This window comes from Photobacterium sp. DNB23_23_1 (assembly GCF_052873815.1).
The window spans coordinates 1-19,509 of record NZ_JBNNXT010000065.1; the positions used below are offsets into that span (position 1 = coordinate 1).

General features: G+C 40.2%; 19 protein-coding genes. 18 read left to right on the plus strand and 1 reads right to left on the minus strand.

Going from position 1 to position 19,509, the window contains the following annotated elements:
- Window positions 1-240, minus strand: a 240-nt coding sequence (locus ACVA53_RS23945; RefSeq protein WP_446506517.1) for a hypothetical protein, incomplete at its 3' end; no start/stop codon positions are given.
- Between ACVA53_RS23945 and ACVA53_RS23950 the strand changes: the two genes are divergently transcribed.
- From ACVA53_RS23950 to cysC, 18 genes are all read left to right on the plus strand, one after another.
- Window positions 194-1,336: a polysaccharide export protein gene (locus tag ACVA53_RS23950; protein ID WP_446506499.1), complete on the plus strand. Its 1,143-nt coding sequence runs from the start codon at window positions 194-196 to the stop codon at window positions 1,334-1,336. The two genes, ACVA53_RS23945 and ACVA53_RS23950, sit on opposite strands and share 47 nt — an antisense overlap.
- 95 nt (window positions 1,337-1,431) lie before the next feature.
- Window positions 1,432-3,588 carry a polysaccharide biosynthesis tyrosine autokinase gene (locus tag ACVA53_RS23955; protein WP_446506500.1) on the plus strand — a complete coding sequence of 719 codons (2,157 nt, stop codon included), beginning with the start codon at window positions 1,432-1,434 and terminating at the stop codon, window positions 3,586-3,588.
- Window positions 3,589-3,825: 237 nt separating this feature from the next.
- Window positions 3,826-4,740: a sulfate adenylyltransferase subunit CysD gene (gene cysD / locus ACVA53_RS23960; protein WP_446506501.1), complete on the plus strand. Its 915-nt coding sequence runs from the start codon at window positions 3,826-3,828 to the stop codon at window positions 4,738-4,740.
- Window positions 4,741-4,890: 150 nt separating this feature from the next.
- Entirely contained in the window at window positions 4,891-5,238 is a 348-nt protein-coding gene (locus ACVA53_RS23965; protein WP_446506502.1) for a four helix bundle protein, read from the plus strand.
- A gap of 69 nt (window positions 5,239-5,307) precedes the next feature.
- Complete coding sequence (gene cysN, locus ACVA53_RS23970; RefSeq protein ID WP_446506503.1) at window positions 5,308-6,732, plus strand: sulfate adenylyltransferase subunit CysN; 1,425 nt, start codon at window positions 5,308-5,310, stop codon at window positions 6,730-6,732.
- Window positions 6,732-7,598 carry a hypothetical protein gene (locus ACVA53_RS23975; RefSeq protein ID WP_446506504.1) on the plus strand — a complete coding sequence of 289 codons (867 nt, stop codon included), beginning with the start codon at window positions 6,732-6,734 and terminating at the stop codon, window positions 7,596-7,598. Before cysN ends, ACVA53_RS23975 begins: the two co-directional genes overlap by 1 nt.
- Complete coding sequence (locus ACVA53_RS23980; RefSeq protein WP_446506505.1) at window positions 7,570-8,364, plus strand: glycosyltransferase; 795 nt, start codon at window positions 7,570-7,572, stop codon at window positions 8,362-8,364. Before ACVA53_RS23975 ends, ACVA53_RS23980 begins: the two co-directional genes overlap by 29 nt.
- Complete coding sequence (locus tag ACVA53_RS23985) at window positions 8,361-8,804, plus strand: hypothetical protein (protein ID WP_446506506.1); 444 nt, start codon at window positions 8,361-8,363, stop codon at window positions 8,802-8,804. Before ACVA53_RS23980 ends, ACVA53_RS23985 begins: the two co-directional genes overlap by 4 nt.
- Complete coding sequence (locus tag ACVA53_RS23990; protein WP_446506507.1) at window positions 8,801-9,322, plus strand: glycosyltransferase; 522 nt, start codon at window positions 8,801-8,803, stop codon at window positions 9,320-9,322. The genes ACVA53_RS23985 and ACVA53_RS23990 overlap by 4 nt, the downstream gene beginning before the upstream one ends.
- Entirely contained in the window at window positions 9,300-10,493 is a 1,194-nt protein-coding gene (locus ACVA53_RS23995; protein WP_446506508.1) for an O-antigen ligase family protein, read from the plus strand. Before ACVA53_RS23990 ends, ACVA53_RS23995 begins: the two co-directional genes overlap by 23 nt.
- A complete protein-coding gene (gene gmd, locus ACVA53_RS24000) occupies window positions 10,486-11,595 on the plus strand; it encodes a GDP-mannose 4,6-dehydratase (RefSeq protein WP_446506509.1) in 1,110 nt (369 codons plus the stop codon). Before ACVA53_RS23995 ends, gmd begins: the two co-directional genes overlap by 8 nt.
- The gene (fcl, locus tag ACVA53_RS24005) at window positions 11,570-12,571 is read left to right on the plus strand and encodes a GDP-L-fucose synthase (protein ID WP_446506510.1); all 1,002 of its coding nucleotides are present in this window, start codon (window positions 11,570-11,572) and stop codon (window positions 12,569-12,571) included. Before gmd ends, fcl begins: the two co-directional genes overlap by 26 nt.
- Before the next feature lie 9 nt (window positions 12,572-12,580).
- The gene (locus tag ACVA53_RS24010; RefSeq protein ID WP_446506511.1) at window positions 12,581-13,036 is read left to right on the plus strand and encodes a GDP-mannose mannosyl hydrolase; all 456 of its coding nucleotides are present in this window, start codon (window positions 12,581-12,583) and stop codon (window positions 13,034-13,036) included.
- Window positions 13,037-13,054: 18 nt separating this feature from the next.
- Window positions 13,055-14,461 (plus strand): mannose-1-phosphate guanylyltransferase/mannose-6-phosphate isomerase, encoded by a 1,407-nt coding sequence (locus ACVA53_RS24015; RefSeq protein WP_446506512.1) that lies wholly within the window; start codon window positions 13,055-13,057, stop codon window positions 14,459-14,461.
- A 2-nt stretch (window positions 14,462-14,463) separates the two neighbouring features.
- The gene (gene cpsG / locus ACVA53_RS24020; protein WP_446506513.1) at window positions 14,464-15,840 is read left to right on the plus strand and encodes a phosphomannomutase CpsG; all 1,377 of its coding nucleotides are present in this window, start codon (window positions 14,464-14,466) and stop codon (window positions 15,838-15,840) included.
- A 30-nt stretch (window positions 15,841-15,870) separates the two neighbouring features.
- Window positions 15,871-17,169: an oligosaccharide flippase family protein gene (locus ACVA53_RS24025; RefSeq protein ID WP_446506514.1), complete on the plus strand. Its 1,299-nt coding sequence runs from the start codon at window positions 15,871-15,873 to the stop codon at window positions 17,167-17,169.
- 11 nt (window positions 17,170-17,180) lie between these two features.
- Window positions 17,181-18,587 carry an undecaprenyl-phosphate glucose phosphotransferase gene (locus ACVA53_RS24030; protein WP_446506515.1) on the plus strand — a complete coding sequence of 469 codons (1,407 nt, stop codon included), beginning with the start codon at window positions 17,181-17,183 and terminating at the stop codon, window positions 18,585-18,587.
- Between the two features lie 159 nt (window positions 18,588-18,746).
- The gene (gene cysC / locus ACVA53_RS24035; protein ID WP_446506516.1) at window positions 18,747-19,346 is read left to right on the plus strand and encodes an adenylyl-sulfate kinase; all 600 of its coding nucleotides are present in this window, start codon (window positions 18,747-18,749) and stop codon (window positions 19,344-19,346) included.
- Window positions 19,347-19,509 lie beyond the last annotated feature (163 nt).

Here is a 19,509-nt window from a genome sequence, read left to right on the forward strand (position 1 = left end):
TAGCTGATAGCTGATAGCTGATAGCTGATAGCTGATAGCTGATAGCTGATAGCTGATAGCTGATAGCTGATAGCTGAGCCAACCAACGGTAGTTTCACTTTTTGTTTTAATCATTTTTTCTTCGCTGATCGCTGATCGCTGATCGCTGATCGCTGATTTTTTGTTTCTTCTTTTAACCTTTTCGAAAACAAATATGCATTTCACAAAGAAGCTTCTAATTCCTGCAATGGCAACAGCCATGCTGGCGGGTTGTACAGTGCCCGGCTCAAATTTAACAATAGATGATAAAAATATCGTTGCTTCTCAACAAGAAAGGGACAGTGATATTTCCGAACAGGTGAATGTTTACCCTCTAACAGCCAGCGCGGTTAGGCTGTTTAAAGCACCAGCTGTTTACTCAAAGGCAAACCCGGCTTTGGATGCTGAAATTACCCAGTATCAGTACCGTATTGGCCCCGGGGATATATTGAATGTCACTATTTGGGACCACCCTGAATTGACCATTCCAGCGGGCTCTTACCGAAGTTCAACAGAGGCAGGTAACTGGGTACACTCAGACGGCTCAATTTTTTACCCATATATTGGATCCGTGTATGTCGAGGGCAAAACGGTTACCCAAGTGCGTAATGAAATAGCTGCTCGGTTAGCAAAATATATCGAAAGTCCGCAAGTCGACGTTAATGTCGCTTCATTCCGCTCTCAGAAAACTTACATTACAGGTGAAATCAATCAACCAGGTCAGCAACCGATTACTAACGTGCCGCTGACTATGCTTGATGCCATCAATCGCGCTGGTGGTTTGGCAGAAAACGCTGATTGGCGCAATGTGACTTTGACCCGCAATGGTATTGAAGAGAGCTTGTCGCTTTATGCTTTGATGCAGCGCGGTGATTTAACTCAGAATCGCTTGCTACGACCGGGTGATATTGTTCACGTACCACGCAATGATGCGCAGAAAGTGTTTGTGATGGGAGAAGTGAACAATCCTCAACTGTTGAAAATTGACCGCAGTGGTATGAGCCTAACTGAAGCGCTTAGCCATGTTGGCGGTATTAACGAACTGGAAGCTGATGCAACCGGTATTTTTGTCATCCGTGGTAACGAACTATCAACCAGCGATCAAAGCCAGCCATTGGCCAATATTTACCAGCTAAACATCAGAGATGCATCTGCCTTGGTTATTGGTACTGAGTTTGAACTGCAGCCTTATGACATTGTCTATGTTACCGCTGCACCAATCAGCCGTTGGAACCGTGTTGTTCGTCAATTGCTGCCGACTATCACCGGGTTTAATGAGTTAACCGAAGGTGCACTTCGCGTAAGAAATTGGCCATAAGCTTTTCCGAAGCCCGAAGCCCGAAGCCCGAAGCCCGAAGCCCGAACTTTAGACCTAGACTCTCGTTCTTGGCCCCTGACCCTAGAAATAAATTTATGACTGCTAACAACATAAACAATACTCAAAATGATTCAGATGAAATCGATTTGGGTAAGCTATTCGGTGTGTTGCTTGACCACCGCTGGATCATTATTTTAACCACGTTATTATTTGCTACCCTCGGGGTGGCTTATGCGTTATTAGCTACACCTATCTACAAAGCAGATGCTTTAGTTCAGGTCGAAGAGAAAAGTGGTGGGGTTCCGGGCCTGTCAGACATTTCTGAAATGTTTGCTTCTGAGTCATCTGCTGATACTGAGATCCAAATCATTAAATCTCGAATGGTGCTTGGTAGCACGGTTGATAAGCTTAACTTGACAGTAAGTGTTGAGCCGAAATATTTGCCTGTTATCGGTAAAGGGATTGCAAGACTCAAAGGTGATGAGAAACCGGTAGCGGTTATCTCGAAGCTGAATCTTCCCCTTGAGTTGATAGGGGAGAAGCTGACTTTAATCGTCAATGATAATGAAAGTTACAGTCTTTCATTTGATGGTGTGAGACTGCTTGATGGCCGCAAAGGAGAGTTAGCGCAATCCGGAGAAGTTACAGCTTTAGTCTCAGATATTATTGCAACACCTGGCGCTGAATTTACTCTTGTTAAGAGTGCCCGTTTAGTGACAATTAGCGAGTTGCAAGAAAACGTCAAAGTTGCTGAACAAGGTAAGAAAACTGGTATTTTGAGGCTGTCCCTCGAAGGTGAAAAACCGAGGGAGATCCAGGCTATCTTAAATAGCATCACGGAAGAATACCTGATGCAAAATATTGACCGCACCTCTGCAGAGGCAGAAAAAAGCCTACAGTTTTTGCGTGGACATTTACCAGATATTAAACAGCAACTGGATCAATCAGAGGCGAAGCTCAATGCCTATAAGCTTGAGAATGATTCGGTTGATTTGGCGCTTGAAGCAAAATCAGTGCTCGAGACCATGGTAACGGTTGAAGCGCAACTTAATGAATTGACGTTTAAAGAGTCCGACATTGCTCAGCGATTTACCAAAAGTCACCCTGCTTATGTCTCTTTACTTGAGAAACGCAACACATTAGAAGGTGAAAAGGCTCGGATTGACCGTATGGTCTCACGTATGCCAAAAACACAGCAAGAAGTGATTCGCTTAAGTAGAGATGTCGAAGTGAATCAGGTGATTTACCTTCAGCTAGTGAATAAGGTGCAAGAGCTGAATGTGATGAAGGCCAGTGCGGTTGGTAATGTTCGTATTCTTGATAATGCCGAGGTCTTAGAAGAGGCAGTAAAGCCTAAGAAGGCGGTTATCGTTATTATTGCCACAATGCTTGGCGGCATTTTATCTTTGTCGTTTACATTAGTGAAACAAGCTTTCCATCGTGGCGTTGAAAACCCTGATGAAATCGAAGCTATTGGCCTTCCGGTATACGCAAGTGTGCCTATGTCAGATTGGCAGATTGAGCTGGAGAAGAAGCAAAAGGGCAAAAAGCAGTTATCGGTGCAAGATACTTTGTTGGCGGTGTCAAACCCTGCGGACTTGTCTATTGAAGCGTTGCGCAGTCTGCGAACCAGCTTGCATTTTGCCATGATGGAAGCCAAAAACAATATCCTGATGATTTCTGGCCCAAGCCCGGGTATCGGTAAGTCATTTGTGTCTGCCAACATGGCGGCAGTCGTTGCCAAATCAGGCCAAAAGGTATTGGTGATTGATGCTGATATGCGCAAAGGCCGAATGGAAAAACAGATGGCGGTGAACCCTAAGCCGGGTTTGTCTGATTTCCTAAGTGGCCAAAACAGCATTGAAAGTCTACTCAAACAACCTGGTGTTGAGGGAATGGATTTTATCGGCCGTGGTGAAGTTCCACCAAACCCATCTGAGCTATTAATGCACCCACGCTTTAAACAGTTGATGGACTGGGCATCGGAAAATTACGATATCGTTATTGTTGATACACCGCCAATTTTGGCGGTGACTGACCCCGCTATTGTTGGTGCCCACGCGGGTACTACACTGCTAGTGGGTCGCTTCGGTCAAAATGCAGTGAAAGAGATCGAAGTCACCAAACAACGCTTTGAGCAAAACGGTATTGAAGTAAAAGGCTTTATTCTTAACGCCGTTGTACGCAAGGCAAGCAGTTACTACGGTGGTAACTATGGTTACTACAATTACAGCTACAGCAGCGAAAAATAACAATTAAGTTGCAAGCAATTAGCTTTCAGCTGTCAGAATCCCTGATAGCTGATAGCTGATAGCTGATAGCTGATAGCTGATAGCTGATAGCTGATAGCTGATAGCTTTACTTCAATTCTATCTCCAAATCATAATTGAATCAGCTCGTAGCCCTTAACTTATAGCTTGCAGCTTATAGCTTGCAGCTTATAGCTCGCAGCTCTAATTATTCATCCAAGTTAGAAGATAATTAAACTTATGGAAATCTCTCAAGCAAGAATGACCCATCTCAAACAACTTGAGGCTGAATCTATTCACATTATTCGTGAAGTCGCAGCAGAATTTGATAACCCCGTAATGCTCTATTCTGTTGGTAAAGACTCAGCTGTAATGCTTCACTTAACCATGAAAGCGTTTTTCCCTGCAAAACCGCCATTCCCTTTAATGCATGTGGATACGACATTTAAATTTAAAGAGATGATTGAATTTCGCGATAAAATGGCTAAAAAAGTGGGTATGGACTTAATTGTTCATAAAAACCAAGAGGGCATCGATGCTAACATCAATCCATTTGATCATGGTAGTGCGAAATACACTGACGTAATGAAAACACAGGGTTTGAAACAAGCGCTCGACAAACACCAATTTGATGCTGCTTTCGGCGGTGCTCGTCGAGATGAAGAAAAATCTCGTGCTAAAGAACGAGTCTATTCATTCCGTGATAAAAACCACCGTTGGGATCCGAAAAGTCAGCGTCCAGAGCTTTGGAATATTTTTAACGGTAAGGTTAATAAAGGTGAAAGCATTCGTGTCTTCCCACTGTCTAACTGGACTGAGTTAGATATTTGGCAGTACATCTACCTTGAAAATATCGACATTGTGCCACTATACCTAGCGGATGAACGCCCAGTGGTAGAACGTGATGGTACGCTTATCATGGTTGACGATGAACGCCTGCCATTAGCGGAAGGCGAGCAACCAATGATGAAGAAAGTCCGTTTCCGTACTCTTGGTTGTTACCCACTAACCGGCGCTGTAGAATCTGAAGCAACAACCCTTCCAGAAATTATTCAAGAAATGCTTCTTACCAAAACCTCCGAACGCCAAGGCCGAGTCATCGACCACGACTCCGCAGGTTCCATGGAGAAGAAGAAGATGGAAGGTTACTTCTAATCCCGGAGGGATTAGAGATAGCTTTAAGTTTTTAGTTATCAGCGATCAGCTTTTCAGAAAAGATAGTATGGTGCGTCAAAAACAGATACGCACAAGCTATCAATCATAATTGTCTCTATTGATCATTAATATTTTTAAATGGAATAGATGATGAATTTTGAAAAACTAGAGGTTTGGCAACGTTCAGCTCGCTTATCTGCTGAGCTATATAAAACAACAAATCAATTGAGAGATTTCAGTTATAGAGATCAGCTAACTCGATCGGGATTGTCTGTTCCAAGCAATATTGCTGAAGGAATGACAAGAAAAAGCCCGAAAGAGAAATGTCGATTCTTAGAAATTGCTCGCTCTTCAATCGCTGAAGCTAGAACTCAAATATATATTGGCCTTGAAATTAATTATTTACCGCCTCAAAAAGCTCAGCAGTGGCTTAATGAGACAAAGGAAATATCAGCAATGATTTCAGGACTAATGAAAAGAATTGAATCAAAGAATTAAATAACTAGCGTCTTCTGATAGCTGATAGCTGATAGCTGATAGCTGATAGCTGGTTAAAAAGGATCTACGATGAGTAACCAATCCTCCCTAATCGCTTCTGACATCGAAGCGTACCTAAAACAACACGAAAACAAAGATCTTCTACGCTTCCTAACCTGCGGTAACGTAGATGACGGTAAATCTACCCTTATTGGCCGTTTGTTGCATGACTCAAAAATGATCTTTGAAGATCATATGACAGCGATTAAGAATGACTCGAAAAAGTTTAATACCACAGATGGTGAGTTTGACCTAGCACTGTTGGTAGACGGTCTTCAGTCTGAGCGTGAACAGGGTATTACTATCGATGTCGCTTACCGTTACTTCTCAACGGATAAGCGCAAGTTCATTATCGCAGACTGCCCAGGGCATGAGCAGTACACTCGTAATATGGCTACCGGTGCATCTAACTGTGACTTGGCCATTGTAATGATTGATGCCCGTAAAGGGGTGCAAACCCAGACCAAGCGTCATTCTTACATTGCTTCACTTCTTGGTATTAAGCACATTATTGTCGCGGTAAATAAAATGGACTTGGTGGATTACAGCCAAGACACTTACCGTCAAATTAAAGCTGACTACAAAGCGTTTGCTGAGCAGTTGAATATTCCAGATGTCCGTTTTGTGCCAATTTCTGCACTACGTGGTGATAACGTAGTCGATCGCTCTGCACAAATGGATTGGTACCCTGGCGCTACATTGATGCAACTGCTAGATACAGTGAAGGTTAACGAAGATAAGAATCTTGATGTTTTCCGTCTGCCGGTACAGTATGTAAACCGTCCAAATCTTGATTTCCGTGGTTTTTGCGGCACCATTGCGGGCGGCGTAATTAATGTCGGAGATAATGTCGTTGCTTACCCTTCAGGTAAAACCTCATCGGTTGCACGTATCGTAACTGCTGACGGTGACCTAGAAAGTGCTTTTGCAGGCCAAGCCATTACCCTAACACTAGAAGATGAGATTGATATTTCACGTGGTGATGTGATTGTGAAGGCAACAGAAGATACCATTAAGCTGCCAACAACAACAAATAGTTTTGAAGCCACTATTGTCTGGATGAACGAAGCAGAGCTACAACCAGGCAAAGAGTATGAGATTAAAGTAGGTTCAAAGAACACCTTTGGCCATATCGAGAAAATCCAGCACCGTATCGATGTTAATACATTAGAGCAACACGATGCGACAGAGATACAACTCAATGAAATTGCAAGCTGTGTTATCGAAACAGCAGGCCCTGTTGTCATTGATAAATACCAAGATATTCATGGTACTGGTTCATTGATTGTTGTTGATCGCTTGACAAATGTAACAGTCGGTGCAGGCATGATTACTAATACATTATATGTAGCTGATAAATTTTCTTTTGCAACTCGTACATACAGTGAAGCTGAAATTGCATTAAATAAATACATTCGCGACTACTATCCTGATTGGGGATGTAAGGTGATTTAATGATATATGTTCACATTGGGTTACATAAAACTGCTACTACCTCTTTACAGTCTTCAGTGTTTAATGCAATTGAGCATAAAAAGTTTATAGGTAGAAATCGTGAAGGAGTTAGCCAATCGGATATTCTATATAAGGAGATAATGAGTTTCTGTCATTCGGAAAAACATATAGAAGAAACTGCAATAAGGCTGAAGGAGTTACTTAATAAATCAGAGAAAGATTTAATATTAAGTGATGAGTGGTTAACTTCAGACTACTCTGAGTTTTGTAAATATGAAAATATAAGTTGGCAAGATAAATTAAAGCGTTTATCAAGTATTTTGCCTGAAGATAAATATAAGATTTTGGTAACTTTGAGAGAACCATTATCGCTAAGTTACTCTCAGTATTGTGAGTTTCATAAGATAAATATTAAAGATAAATATAAAACATACACTGACTATGTTTTAAATGCAAATGAGTCAAGGGTATTTGACTATGTGTATTTGAATGAATATTTATCTAACCTATATAGTGATATTAATTACCTTACCTTTGACAGCATAAAAAATGGCAAATATAAAAAAACGCTACAAAAATTTTTTAGTGTGACCTATATTCCAGATATCATTCATGAAAACAAAAAAAGCAGCTCAAATACAATATTGATTGTAAGTGAGAGAAGTAAAATATATAAGTCAATAGCATCTTTATTTCCTAAAGTGATTAAAGATTACTTACGAAATAATAAGATGGTTTCCTGGGTTAAAAATACATCTTCAAAAAAGCATATTATAATTCCTGAAAAATATAATTCACCTCTTTTAAAAGAGCATTTCCATAAATCAATTGAATTTTATGAAGAAAAAGTCAGACAAAATGTTTAAGTTAAGTATTGTTACGATAAATTACAATAATTACGATGGGCTTGTAAAAACAGGTCGAAGTGTTCTTGACCAGTTCGATAGTGTGTATGAGTGGATAATTGTAGATGGGTTATCAAATGATGGTAGTAAAGAATATATTGATGATAAAAAAGTAAGGTTTGCAAATAAAGTTAAAACTATTATCGAAAAAGATGATGGTATATATGATGCTATGAATAAAGGACTTCAGGTAGCATCTGGTGAATATATATTGTTTTTGAATTCAGGGGATTGGTTGTCATCAAATATTTTATATAAATTCGCAGAGATAGATAACCTTGAAAAGGTTAAATTTATTTATGGTGATTATTATAGAGTTGGTGATGAAGTTAATTATATTAGTTCAAGAAAATGTTCTTGGGCCAAAAATGGTATGTTTACGAGCCATCAATCCATGATATACCGATTAGATGTAATTAAAAAAAATAAATTGTTTTATAATATAGATTATAAATTGGCATCTGATTACGATTTCACCCTAAAGTTTTTACTATTTCTTAGTGATAATGAAACATTAAAGTTGGAACACCCTATTGCATATTTTGATAATACAGGTATTTCCAGCTCGCAAAGATTATTAGGTATTAAAGAAAACTATCATATTAGAGTTAATACATATGGGATGAATCATTTATATGCCATGATTTTATATGTTTTACATATTGCACACTATTTTTTGAAAAAAAAGTTCCCTTCAATAATGGACAGAATTAGAGCGAAAAAATGACAAAAAAAGTTATTGTGATTTCTTCTCCTGGAGGACACAGCATTCAGGCTAAATTAATTTACGACAGTTTATCAAGCAAGATCAATAAAGATATTATTATTTCAAATGGATTTTATAAATCAGGAGAGGGGAGAAGGTATAATTTTATTGACTGTAATATAAATACCCCCATTCGTGTTTTAATTTTACTATTTAATGTTTTCTTATATTTTTTTAATGAAAAACCTTCAGTCGTAATTAGTACAGGCGCAGCACCAGGGGCTATTTTCATATTTGTGGCTAAATTGTTTCGTGTAAAAACAATATGGGTTGATAGTGTTGCTAATGTAGATAAAGTTTCATTGTCTGGGCGAATAGTTAAGCATTTTACCGATGTTTTCTTTGTCCAATGGGAAGGTTTGAAAGATGATAAGTTGATTTTTAAAGGTAGGGTATTTTGATTTTTATAACGGTCGGGACTCAATTTGGATTTGATAGGTTGATTGAAGCTTCATTGAGTGCAATAAAAAAAAATAAAGAATTGTGTGGTTTGAAAATAATAATCCAAGCTAGTATTAATGATAGCTTGTTAATTGGTCGTTTCAATTTATTAGATGTAGAACACTACGAACAGTTAAATAAAGATGATTATAATTATTATTTTAATAACTCAAATTTTATAATTTCTCACGTAGGTATGGGTACAATAATTACGGCTGTTAAAAAAAGTAAGTATTTAATTTCCTTGCCACGGTTAGCTAAGTTTGGTGAGCATAGGAATGATCATCAAATCAGTTCAGCTAAAGCTTTTCTTAATGTGTATTCAAATGTCAAAATTTGCATGTTAGAAGAAGATTTAAGTGAAGTGTTAAAAAATATAACTTTATCTGAGGTTAACTCTTCTTTGGTAAAAGTTACGGAAACAGGAAATAATGAACTCTTAATGGCAATTGAAAATGAAGTTTTTAGTTCCCTCTAATAATACATTAATTTATTATGTAATGTCTTTTATTGCTGCGATTTTTCTTTTGGATCCAGCTGATAACTCTTTTGGTTTTGAATCTAATTCTTTTTTAAAATCAATTCCAATATTAATTTTCCTCATCTTCTTTACTTATTATATCTTATTGAAAGTAATAAGTTCCAGGGGGGTTGTATATTCATCCTCCCTCTATTTTTTTCCTTATGTTTTATTTTTTATATTATTTATATTAGGGTCGTTATTTTCTATTAAGGATGGGGTTGAGTTATCAAGAACCGCTTTAAGTAGGTCTTTACTTGTACTGTTCGCTCTTGCACCTTTATCTATGACTGGTCGTTTTGACATAGTTAAATATGTCAGATTTATATCTATATTATCAATTGTATTTAGTATATTCCTGATTGTCATGCAGGTGATTTGGTGGTCAGGTCTTCGATTTGTCGATTTGCCACACATTTTCCATGAGCAAATAGTTTTTTGTATTATTGGAGCTCTATATTCATCTTTGAATTTTAAAAATATAAAAAAGTACTTTTTTACGATAATTTGCTTGCTGCCAATGATTCTAACATTTAAAAATACAGGGTATTTAATTGTCGTTATTTTTAGTGTTTTAGTTTGTTTTTACAGAATGAAAACTTTTCGGTCACCCTATTTAAGAGTTCTTGTTTGGGGGTTGTTTTTATTTCTTATAGCATCAGTGGCTTTTTCAATCGCCTATATTATTATGTATCCGCCTGAGTTCTTACCTTCAGGTAGTCCTGAGGTACGTGTTCAGACATATTTATATCGTCTATTTCAGTTTTCAGAATCACCATTTTGGGGTACCTTTTTTTATGGTGACTATATTTTTGAATTACCAACAATAGACGGTAGTATATATGTTCCTAGCCATTCTGATATACTGGATTTGTTGGCTTTTGGCGGCTCGATTGGACTAATCCTATCACTGTATGGTTTCCTTTGCTCCATTCTTTATTTGTTGAGATTTGAAATATCATCAGAATATAAATCATGTTTTGTATTAATTGGGTATATTACGTCATTTATTTTACTGATGTCTGTTAATCCAGTAATTAATCAATGGAAGATGGCTTTCTTTTATTGGTTTTTTTCAGGTGTAATTACTTTTATTTATCATAGTCAAACGAGAATTAATTATGACTAAAGTTGCATTTATCACAGGGATCACCGGACAGGATGGCTCTTATCTTGCAGAGCTTCTTCTTGAAAAGGGATATAAAGTACATGGGCTTATTCGCCGTGCATCCTCTTTGAACACTGAGCGTGTTGATGTGGTGTGTAACACGAATGATAACATCCACTTGCATTACGGTGACTTGACGGATTCATCAAATTTAATCCGCTTGGTTAAAGAAATTCAACCGGATGAGATTTACAACCTGGGTGCGATGTCTCATGTTGCTGTGTCTTTTGAGTCGCCAGAATATGCTGCTGATGTTGATGCTATGGGTACGATTCGTCTGCTTGAAGCTATACGCATTAATGGCCTTGAGAAGAAGACCCGTTTCTATCAGGCATCGACGTCTGAGTTGTACGGTGAGGTTCAGGAAATTCCTCAGCGTGAAACGACGCCTTTCCATCCACGATCACCCTACGCGGTTGCCAAAATGTATGCATACTGGATCACGGTGAACTACCGTGAATCGTACGGTATGTATGCCTGTAACGGTATTCTGTTCAACCACGAATCACCTCGCCGTGGCGAAACCTTCGTGACCCGTAAAATCACTCGTACTATCTCGAACATATCTCAGGGCTTAGAGTCTTGTCTACAGTTAGGTAATATGGATGCGCTGCGTGATTGGGGGCATGCGAAAGATTATGTGCGTATGCAGTGGATGATGTTGCAGCAAGATCTAGCCGATGATTTCGTGATTGCAACGGGCAAGCAAATTTCAGTGCGTGAATTTGTTCGTATGTCGGCTAAAGAAGCCGGTATTGAACTTGAATTCACTGGCGAAGGTGTTGATGAGAGCGCTACTGTTGTTGCTGTTGATAATGACAAAGCGCCGAGTGTGAACGTCGGTGACGTCATTGTTCGTGTTAATCCTAAATTCTTCCGTCCTGCTGAAGTTGAAACACTACTAGGTGACCCAACTAAGGCAAAAGAAAAACTCGGTTGGGTACCAGAAATTACCGTAGAGCAGATGTGTGCCGAGATGGTTCAGACTGATATCAGCAAAGCAAAACAGCATGCACTATTGAAAGCCAACGGCTTTGATGTTGCGATTTCGCTGGAAAACTAAGGTGGCTAGCGTGTCTAAGAAACGTGTATTTGTTGCCGGCCACAAAGGCATGGTGGGCTCAGCTATTGTTCGTCAGTTGTTACTGCGTGATGATATTGAACTGGTTGTAGGAAACCGTGCTGAGTTAGATCTGACTAATCAACAGGCGGTCTCCGCTTTCTTTGCTGAAGCCAATATTGACCAAGTCTATTTGGCTGCAGCTAAAGTCGGTGGTATTCATGCCAACAATACTTATCCGGCAGAGTTCATTTATGAAAACCTGATGATGGAGTGTAATATTATCCATGCAGCACATCAGTCAGGTGTACAGAATTTGTTGTTCCTGGGTTCATCTTGCATCTATCCGAAACTGGCTGAACAGCCAATGATAGAGGCTGCACTTCTGACCGGGACGCTTGAAGCGACCAACGAACCGTATGCTATTGCTAAAATTGCCGGTATTAAGCTGTGTGAATCATACAACCGTCAGTACGGCCGTGATTACCGCAGTGTCATGCCGACAAACCTTTATGGTGAGAATGATAATTTCCACCCTGATAATTCGCACGTTATCCCTGCATTGATGCGTCGATTCCATGAAGCCAAACTACGTGGTGACAAGGAAGTCGTGGTGTGGGGAACGGGCACGCCGATGCGTGAGTTTTTGTTTGTTGATGATATGGCCGCTGCATCTATCCACGTGATGGAATTAACAACCGATGTTTATAAAGCCAATACAGAGCCGAGGTTGTCTCACATCAATGTGGGAACCGGTGTGGATTGTTCTATCCGTGAAATGGCGGAAACGATGTCTCGTGTCGTCGGTTTTAAGGGCAATATTGTGTTTGATAGCACGAAGCCGGACGGAACACCTCGTAAGTTAATGGATGTAAGCCGCCTTGCTGATTTGGGGTGGCATTACAACGTTGAGCTGGAACAGGGTCTATCACACACTTATCAGTGGTTCTTGGCTAACCAGGATAGTTTTAGAGCTTAGGGAGGCAGTATGGTACAACGTTTGGAGAGGGAGTTATTCAAACAGGTTGTTGCCCATACCCCGCTGGTCTCTCTCGATTTGATTGTTCGCAATCAACACGGTCAGGTGCTGCTGGGGCAGCGCCTGAACCGACCAGCTAAAGGGTATTGGTTTGTACCCGGCGGACGTATTTGCAAAGACGAGACCATGGCCTTAGCATTTTCTCGTCTTGTAAATGAAGAGTTAGGGATAGAAAGAGACCTTACGCAGGCAAAGTGCCTCGGTCCCTACGAGCACTTTTATTCCGATAATTTTTCCGGCACCGATTTTACCACTCATTATGTTGTTCTTGGCTATCGTTTAGAGACCGAGATTGCATTAACCGAATTACCCAAAGAGCAGCACGGCCACTACCGGTGGTTTGACATCGACGAGCTACTCCAGGCCGATGATGTCCATGACAATACGAAGCTGTACTTTCAATAACCTGAATTTGTTGATGATATGCTATTACCAGTAATTATGGCAGGCGGCTCAGGTAGCCGTCTTTGGCCGTTATCTCGTACCCACTATCCCAAACAGTTTCTTGCTTTGACTAGTCAGGAAACTATGCTGCAGGCCACCGTCAGTCGTCTGTCTGCGCTTCCGCATCAATCTCCGTTGTTTATCTGCAATGAAGAACACCGGTTTATTGTGGCTGAGCAGCTTCGCCAAGCCAATATGGCTCACAGTGGGATTATTCTAGAGCCCGTTGGACGTAACACCGCGCCGGCAATTGCGTTGGCTGCCTTGCAAGCCACACTAAATGGCGATGATCCTCTTTTACTCGTGTTGGCGGCAGACCATGTCATTCAGGACAATCAAGCATTTTCTGATGCCGTAACCCAAGCCGTTCCCCACGCAGAAGAAGGTAAGTTGGTGACCTTTGGGATCGTACCGACTGCACCTGAAACAGGTTACGGCTATATTCAGCAAGGGGCACCTGTCTCCGAATCTGCTTTTGAAGTGGCCGCTTTTGTCGAGAAACCCGATTTACAGACAGCGCAAGCGTACTTGAGTACCGGTGAATATTACTGGAACAGTGGTATGTTCCTATTTCGCGCTTCGCGTTATTTGGCTGAGTTAGATGCCCACTGTCCGGATATGCTGGCGGTTTGCCGTCAGGCATTAGCAGGCTCTCAGTTAGATCTTGATTTTATTCGCCTGAACGCTGACGCTTTTGCTTCTTGTCCTGATGACTCCATTGATTATGCGGTGATGGAAAAGACTTTGGACGCGGTCGTTGTGCCGATGGATGCGCAGTGGAGTGATGTAGGGTCATGGTCAGCATTGTGGGAGGTCAACGACAAGGATAAGCAGGGTAATGCGATCCGTGGTGATGTGCTGATGGAGTCAACGACTAACAGCTATGTTTATTCTCAAAATAAATTGGTCGCGACGGTGGGTGTCGATAATCTGGTGGTAGTGGAAACCAAAGATGCAGTTTTGGTCGCTCACAAAGACAAAGTTCAAGATGTTAAAGGCATCGTCGGTCAGCTTAAAGTTGCAAACCGGCCTGAGTACTTGCAGCATCGTGAGGTCTATCGTCCATGGGGTTCACATGATGCGATTGCCGATGGTGAGCGTTTTCATGTTAAGCGTTTGATGGTGAAACCAGGCCAGAAGACGGCGACGCAGATGCATTACCATCGAGCTGAGCATTGGGTAGTGGTGGCTGGCACTGCTAGAGTTCTAAAAAAAGATAAGTACTTTTTAATCAGTGAAAATGAGTCAATTTTTATTCCTATTGGTGTCGCCCATGCAATAGAAAATCCAGGTACTGTTCCTTTGGAGCTGATTGAGGTTCGCTCAGGCTCATATTTAGGTGAAGATGACGTTGTTAGAATTGAAGAATATGGTGTTGGATACTAATAATGGATAAGTTAACTTGTTTTAAAGCTTATGATATTCGCGGTAAGTTGGGTGATGAACTCAACGAAGATATTGCTTACCGTATTGGCCGTGCTTACGGCGAACATCTGAATGATGGTTCATCTGAAAAGACGGTTGTATTGGGTGCCGATGTACGTTTGACTAGCGAGGGTCTGAAACAATCACTGGCGAATGGTCTGCAAGACTCAGGGGTTAATGTTATGGACATTGGCTTGACGGGTACTGAAGAGGTGTACTTTGCAACTTTCCATCTTGAGGTTGATGGTGGTATTGAAGTGACGGCTAGCCATAATCCGATGGATTACAATGGCATGAAGTTAGTCCGTGAACAAGCTAAGCCAATCAGTGGCGATACGGGCTTACTTGATATCAAGGAGGCTGCTGAACTCAATCAATTTGGTGCGGTTGCGGATAAACGTGGTACCTTTGAGAAGATCTCTATTCTTGATGCCTATGTAGAACACTTGCTTGGCTATATTCAACCAGATTATATCAAGCCGCTGAAGCTTGTGATTAACTCTGGCAATGGGGCCGCCGGTCATGTGATTGATGCCCTAGAAGCGAAATTTGCCGAGTTGAATATACCTCTGGAGCTTATCAAGGTATATAACGAGGCAAATGGTAATTTCCCACACGGTATCCCTAACCCATTATTACCTGAGTGTCGTGAAGATACCGCTGCAGCAGTGCGTGAACATCAAGCTGATATGGGGATCGCTTTTGATGGTGATTTTGACCGTTGTTTCTTGTTTGATGAGAAAGGCAATTTCATTGAGGGCTATTACATTGTCGGCTTGTTGGCTGAAGCATTCCTTGCGAAAGACAAGGGCGCTAAGATTATTCATGACCCTCGTTTATCTTGGAATACGATTGATGTCGTGACAAAGGCGTGTGGTACGCCAATTATGTCGAAGACAGGCCACGCCTTTATCAAAGAGCGGATGCGTAAGGAAGATGCTGTTTACGGTGGTGAGATGAGTGCGCACCATTACTTCCGCGATTTTGCTTACTGTGACAGTGGTATGATCCCTTGGCTACTAGTGACAGAGTTGATGTCTCGCTCAGGCTTGCGTTTATCTGATATGGTGGCGTCACGTATTGCGGCATACCCATCTTCAGGTGAAATAAATAGTAAGTTAAAAGACCCGAAGAAGGCTATTGATACTGTATTTAATAAATATAAGGGCGAAGCTGTAAATATTGATTATACCGATGGTATAAGTATTGAGTTTTCAGACTGGCGGTTTAATCTAAGAACGTCAAATACTGAACCCGTCGTTAGATTAAATGTTGAGTCAAAAAATGACATTAAACTAATGAAAGATAAAACGTCAGAATTGATTAGTATCCTGAAATGATTATCAGCGGTCAAGAAGTGTAGGTTTATTTTGTTGGTTTTAAAAAAATTACTTAAAAATGATATTGTTAAAGGTTCTCTATTTGCTTTAATTTTAAAAATCTTGGCCGCGCTAGGTACTTTTTTCCTTAATATTTTACTTGCTCGAGCTTTAGGACCTGAAGAAGCTGGTTATTTCTTTCTAGCTCAAGCTGTCGTTTTCATTTTGGCTGCTATTTGTCGTCAAGGTTTTGACAATGCAATGGTGAGGCTGATTGCTGGATATTATATCTCAGGAGAAAAAAATAATATTAGTCAATTGTATGGGTATGTTTTATTAAGGATAATACCAGTGTTATTGTTTATGACAACTATAATGCTAGTATATTCAGATGAAATATGTTTATTGCTTTTTAATAACAATTCAATCTCACCGCTGTTAGTCATTGGTGCTTTAATGCTGTTACCGTTATCTCTCAGCCAATTTAATGGATTTTGTTTGCAAGGCTTAAAAAAAGTACCCGAAGCAATGTTTTTTCAAAATGCGGCCTTAACAATTATCACATCAATAGCGTTTTATTTTATAGTTCCAGCAACAGCCACAGAAGCAATTAAAATATATTTCATCGTGTCCTTGTTTATTTGTATATTGTCTTTTTATTCTTGGTTTCGTAATGATCTAACTATAAGCTTTAAATTTAATAGTGTTGAACGATTAAATGCTTCAAAAGTTGCATCTTCACTATTTTTAATCCTTCTATTTGGACAACTAACCCAGTGGATAGGTCAACTTATGCTGGGTGTATGGAGTGAAGCATCAGAAGTTGCTATTTTTGCTACAGCACAAAGGACAGCTTTATTGGCAAGCTTCTTTCTTATTGCTTTGAATGCTATTGCAGCACCTAAGTATGCTGAGGCGCATAAAAAAGGAAAAGATAATGAAATAAAAAAAATTGCAGTAATGTCAAGTCGATTTTTAATGATTGCTGCCTTTTTTATTTTGTTTTTTATTTTGTTTTTTGCAGAATGGTTAATGAGTTTATTTGGGCCTGAATTTGTAAGTGGAGCAAATATTTTAAGGATATTAGCAATAGGGCAGTTTGTTAACTTAATAACTGGTTCTGTTGGCTATTTGTTGCAAATGACTGGCAATGAAAAGAAACTTAGAAATAATGTGTTTTTTTCATCCGCTGTTTTATTCTTTGGTGGGCCTGTATTTATACCTCTTTATGGTGTTTATGGTGCAGCTGTCATAACAGCTTTGTCTGTTGCTACCCAAAACGTTCTTTCAGTTTATCAAGTGAAAAAACAATTAGGTTTTAATACTTTGAATATTTTTCAAAAGATTTGACAAGGGGTTATATGAAATATCAAAAAGGAGTTTTACAAAGTCGCCAAACAACGGTTGCCATGTTTACCCGATTTGCGGACTCGTTGGTAATCTTAGTTAGCTCTGTTGGGGTGGCCTATTATTTTGTTGAATTATCCGATGCCGCTAACTATTTATCAGCACTTATTGCGATGATGTCATTCTACGCAATTTGTGAAATTCAACACTTTTATGTGTCGTGGCGTACCACGCCATTTCGAATGGAGGCATGGCGGTTAAGTGTTAACTGGCTGTTTGCTTTTTTGGTGGCCGGTAGTGCGGATTCTATGTTGGACTTCAACATGTTTTCGTCCATTTCGCACCAGCTAATGTGGTTCGGCGTTACCTGGGTTGTCTTATTGTTGTACCGTTTGATCCTAAAAGTGATACTGCGTGTCGCACGTGGTCACGGTTATAATACAAGGAATGTAGCTATTGTTGGCGCCGGTCGTTTAGGTCAAGAGCTTGCGAAACGAATAAATCGCTCGCCTTGGATGGGGTTCAACGTTGTGGGGCATTATGATACAACTGAGTATGTAGAGTCTGAGCACCCGGAACCAATTGCACGAGTATTGGGTGATCTTGAACAACTGGTTTCCATTGCTAAAGCCGGTATTATTGATAGGGTTTATATTGCGCTACCAGTTTCTAAGCAGTCACATATTGCTTCCCTCATTAACGAGTTAGCGGACACGACTTGCTCAGTAATGTATCTACCTGATGTTTTCACTTTTGAGTTGTTACACGCAAGAAGTGATAATTTGGGGGGGTTACCTGTGATCAGTATTTATTCTTCACCAATGGATGGCTCAAACCGTATCTTAAAGCGTGTCTTTGACGTTGTTGTTGGTAGCTTAATCTTATCGTTAATCTCAATACCAATGCTGCTAATTTCTTGTGCGGTTAAATTGACCTCACCAGGCCCCGTATTCTTTAAGCAGCATCGTTACGGTATTGATGGAAGGCCGATTAAGGTCTGGAAATTCCGTTCGATGAATGTGATGGAAAATGGTGATAAGGTTACCCAAGCTAAAAAAGGTGATAATCGCCTTACTCCTATTGGTGGTTTTTTACGACGAACCTCGTTAGATGAGCTACCTCAGTTTATTAATGTTATTCAAGGTAGTATGTCGATTGTTGGCCCTCGTCCTCATGCAGTAGCTCATAATGAGGAGTATCGTAAACTTATCAATGGTTACATGCTGCGTCACCTTGTTAAACCAGGTATCACTGGTTGGGCACAAATCAATGGCTGGCGCGGTGAGACAGACACTTTGGATAAGATGGAAAAGCGTATCGAGTTCGATTTAGACTACATTCGTAACTGGTCTGTTTTCCTTGACGCTAAAATTGTTTTCCTGACCATTTTCAAAGGCTTCATTGATAAAAACGCTTACTGATATTTTTGCTATCAGCTATCTGTCAAAAGTATTGACTTTTAACTCACAACGCTATAATTCTAGCTTTCTAGCTTTCTAGCTTTCTAGCTTTCTAGCTTTCTAGCTTTCTAGCTTTCTAGCTTTCTAGCTTTAAATTTTCAATTTCCCATAGACTCTCTTATGAATGAAAACATTGTTTGGCATGATCAAGTCATCAGCCATGAAGCGCGCTCAGCGCAGAAAAAACAAAAATCTGTTATTCTTTGGTTCACCGGCTTAAGTGGCTCTGGCAAATCAACCATCGCCAATGCAGTTGAAAAAAAACTGTTCGATAAAAATTGCCATAGCTACTTATTAGATGGCGACAATATACGCCATGGCTTAAATAAAGACTTATCATTTAGTGATCTTGATCGCATAGAAAATATTCGTCGTATAGGTGAAGTGAGCAAACTGTTCGTAGATTCAGGCTTAATTGTGTTAACCGCCTTTATTTCTCCTTTCATTGGCGACCGTCAGTTAGTCCGTGAGCTGGTGAACGATGATGAGTTTGTTGAAGTTTATATTGACACCCCGTTAGAGGTTTGTGAGTCTCGTGATCCGAAGGGTTTGTACAAAAAAGCCCGAGCAGGAGAGATCAAGAACTTCACAGGTATTGACTCGACCTACGAAGCACCAGTCTCTGCTGAAGTTCATGTCAAAACGGCAGAGTTGACGATTGAAGAGTGTGCGGAGCAAGTGGTGAGTTACTTGGTAGAAAAAGGCTACATTGCGGAGTGATCTGCTTTAAGCTGTCAGCGTCAGTTAAGACCGAGTAACTTTCTTATCTTTGTATGTTGACCAATAATTTTGTTTTTTCAAATATTTCGCTGATCGCTGATCGCTGATCGCTGATCGCTGATCGCTGATCGCTGATCGCTGATCGCTGATCGCTGATCGCTGA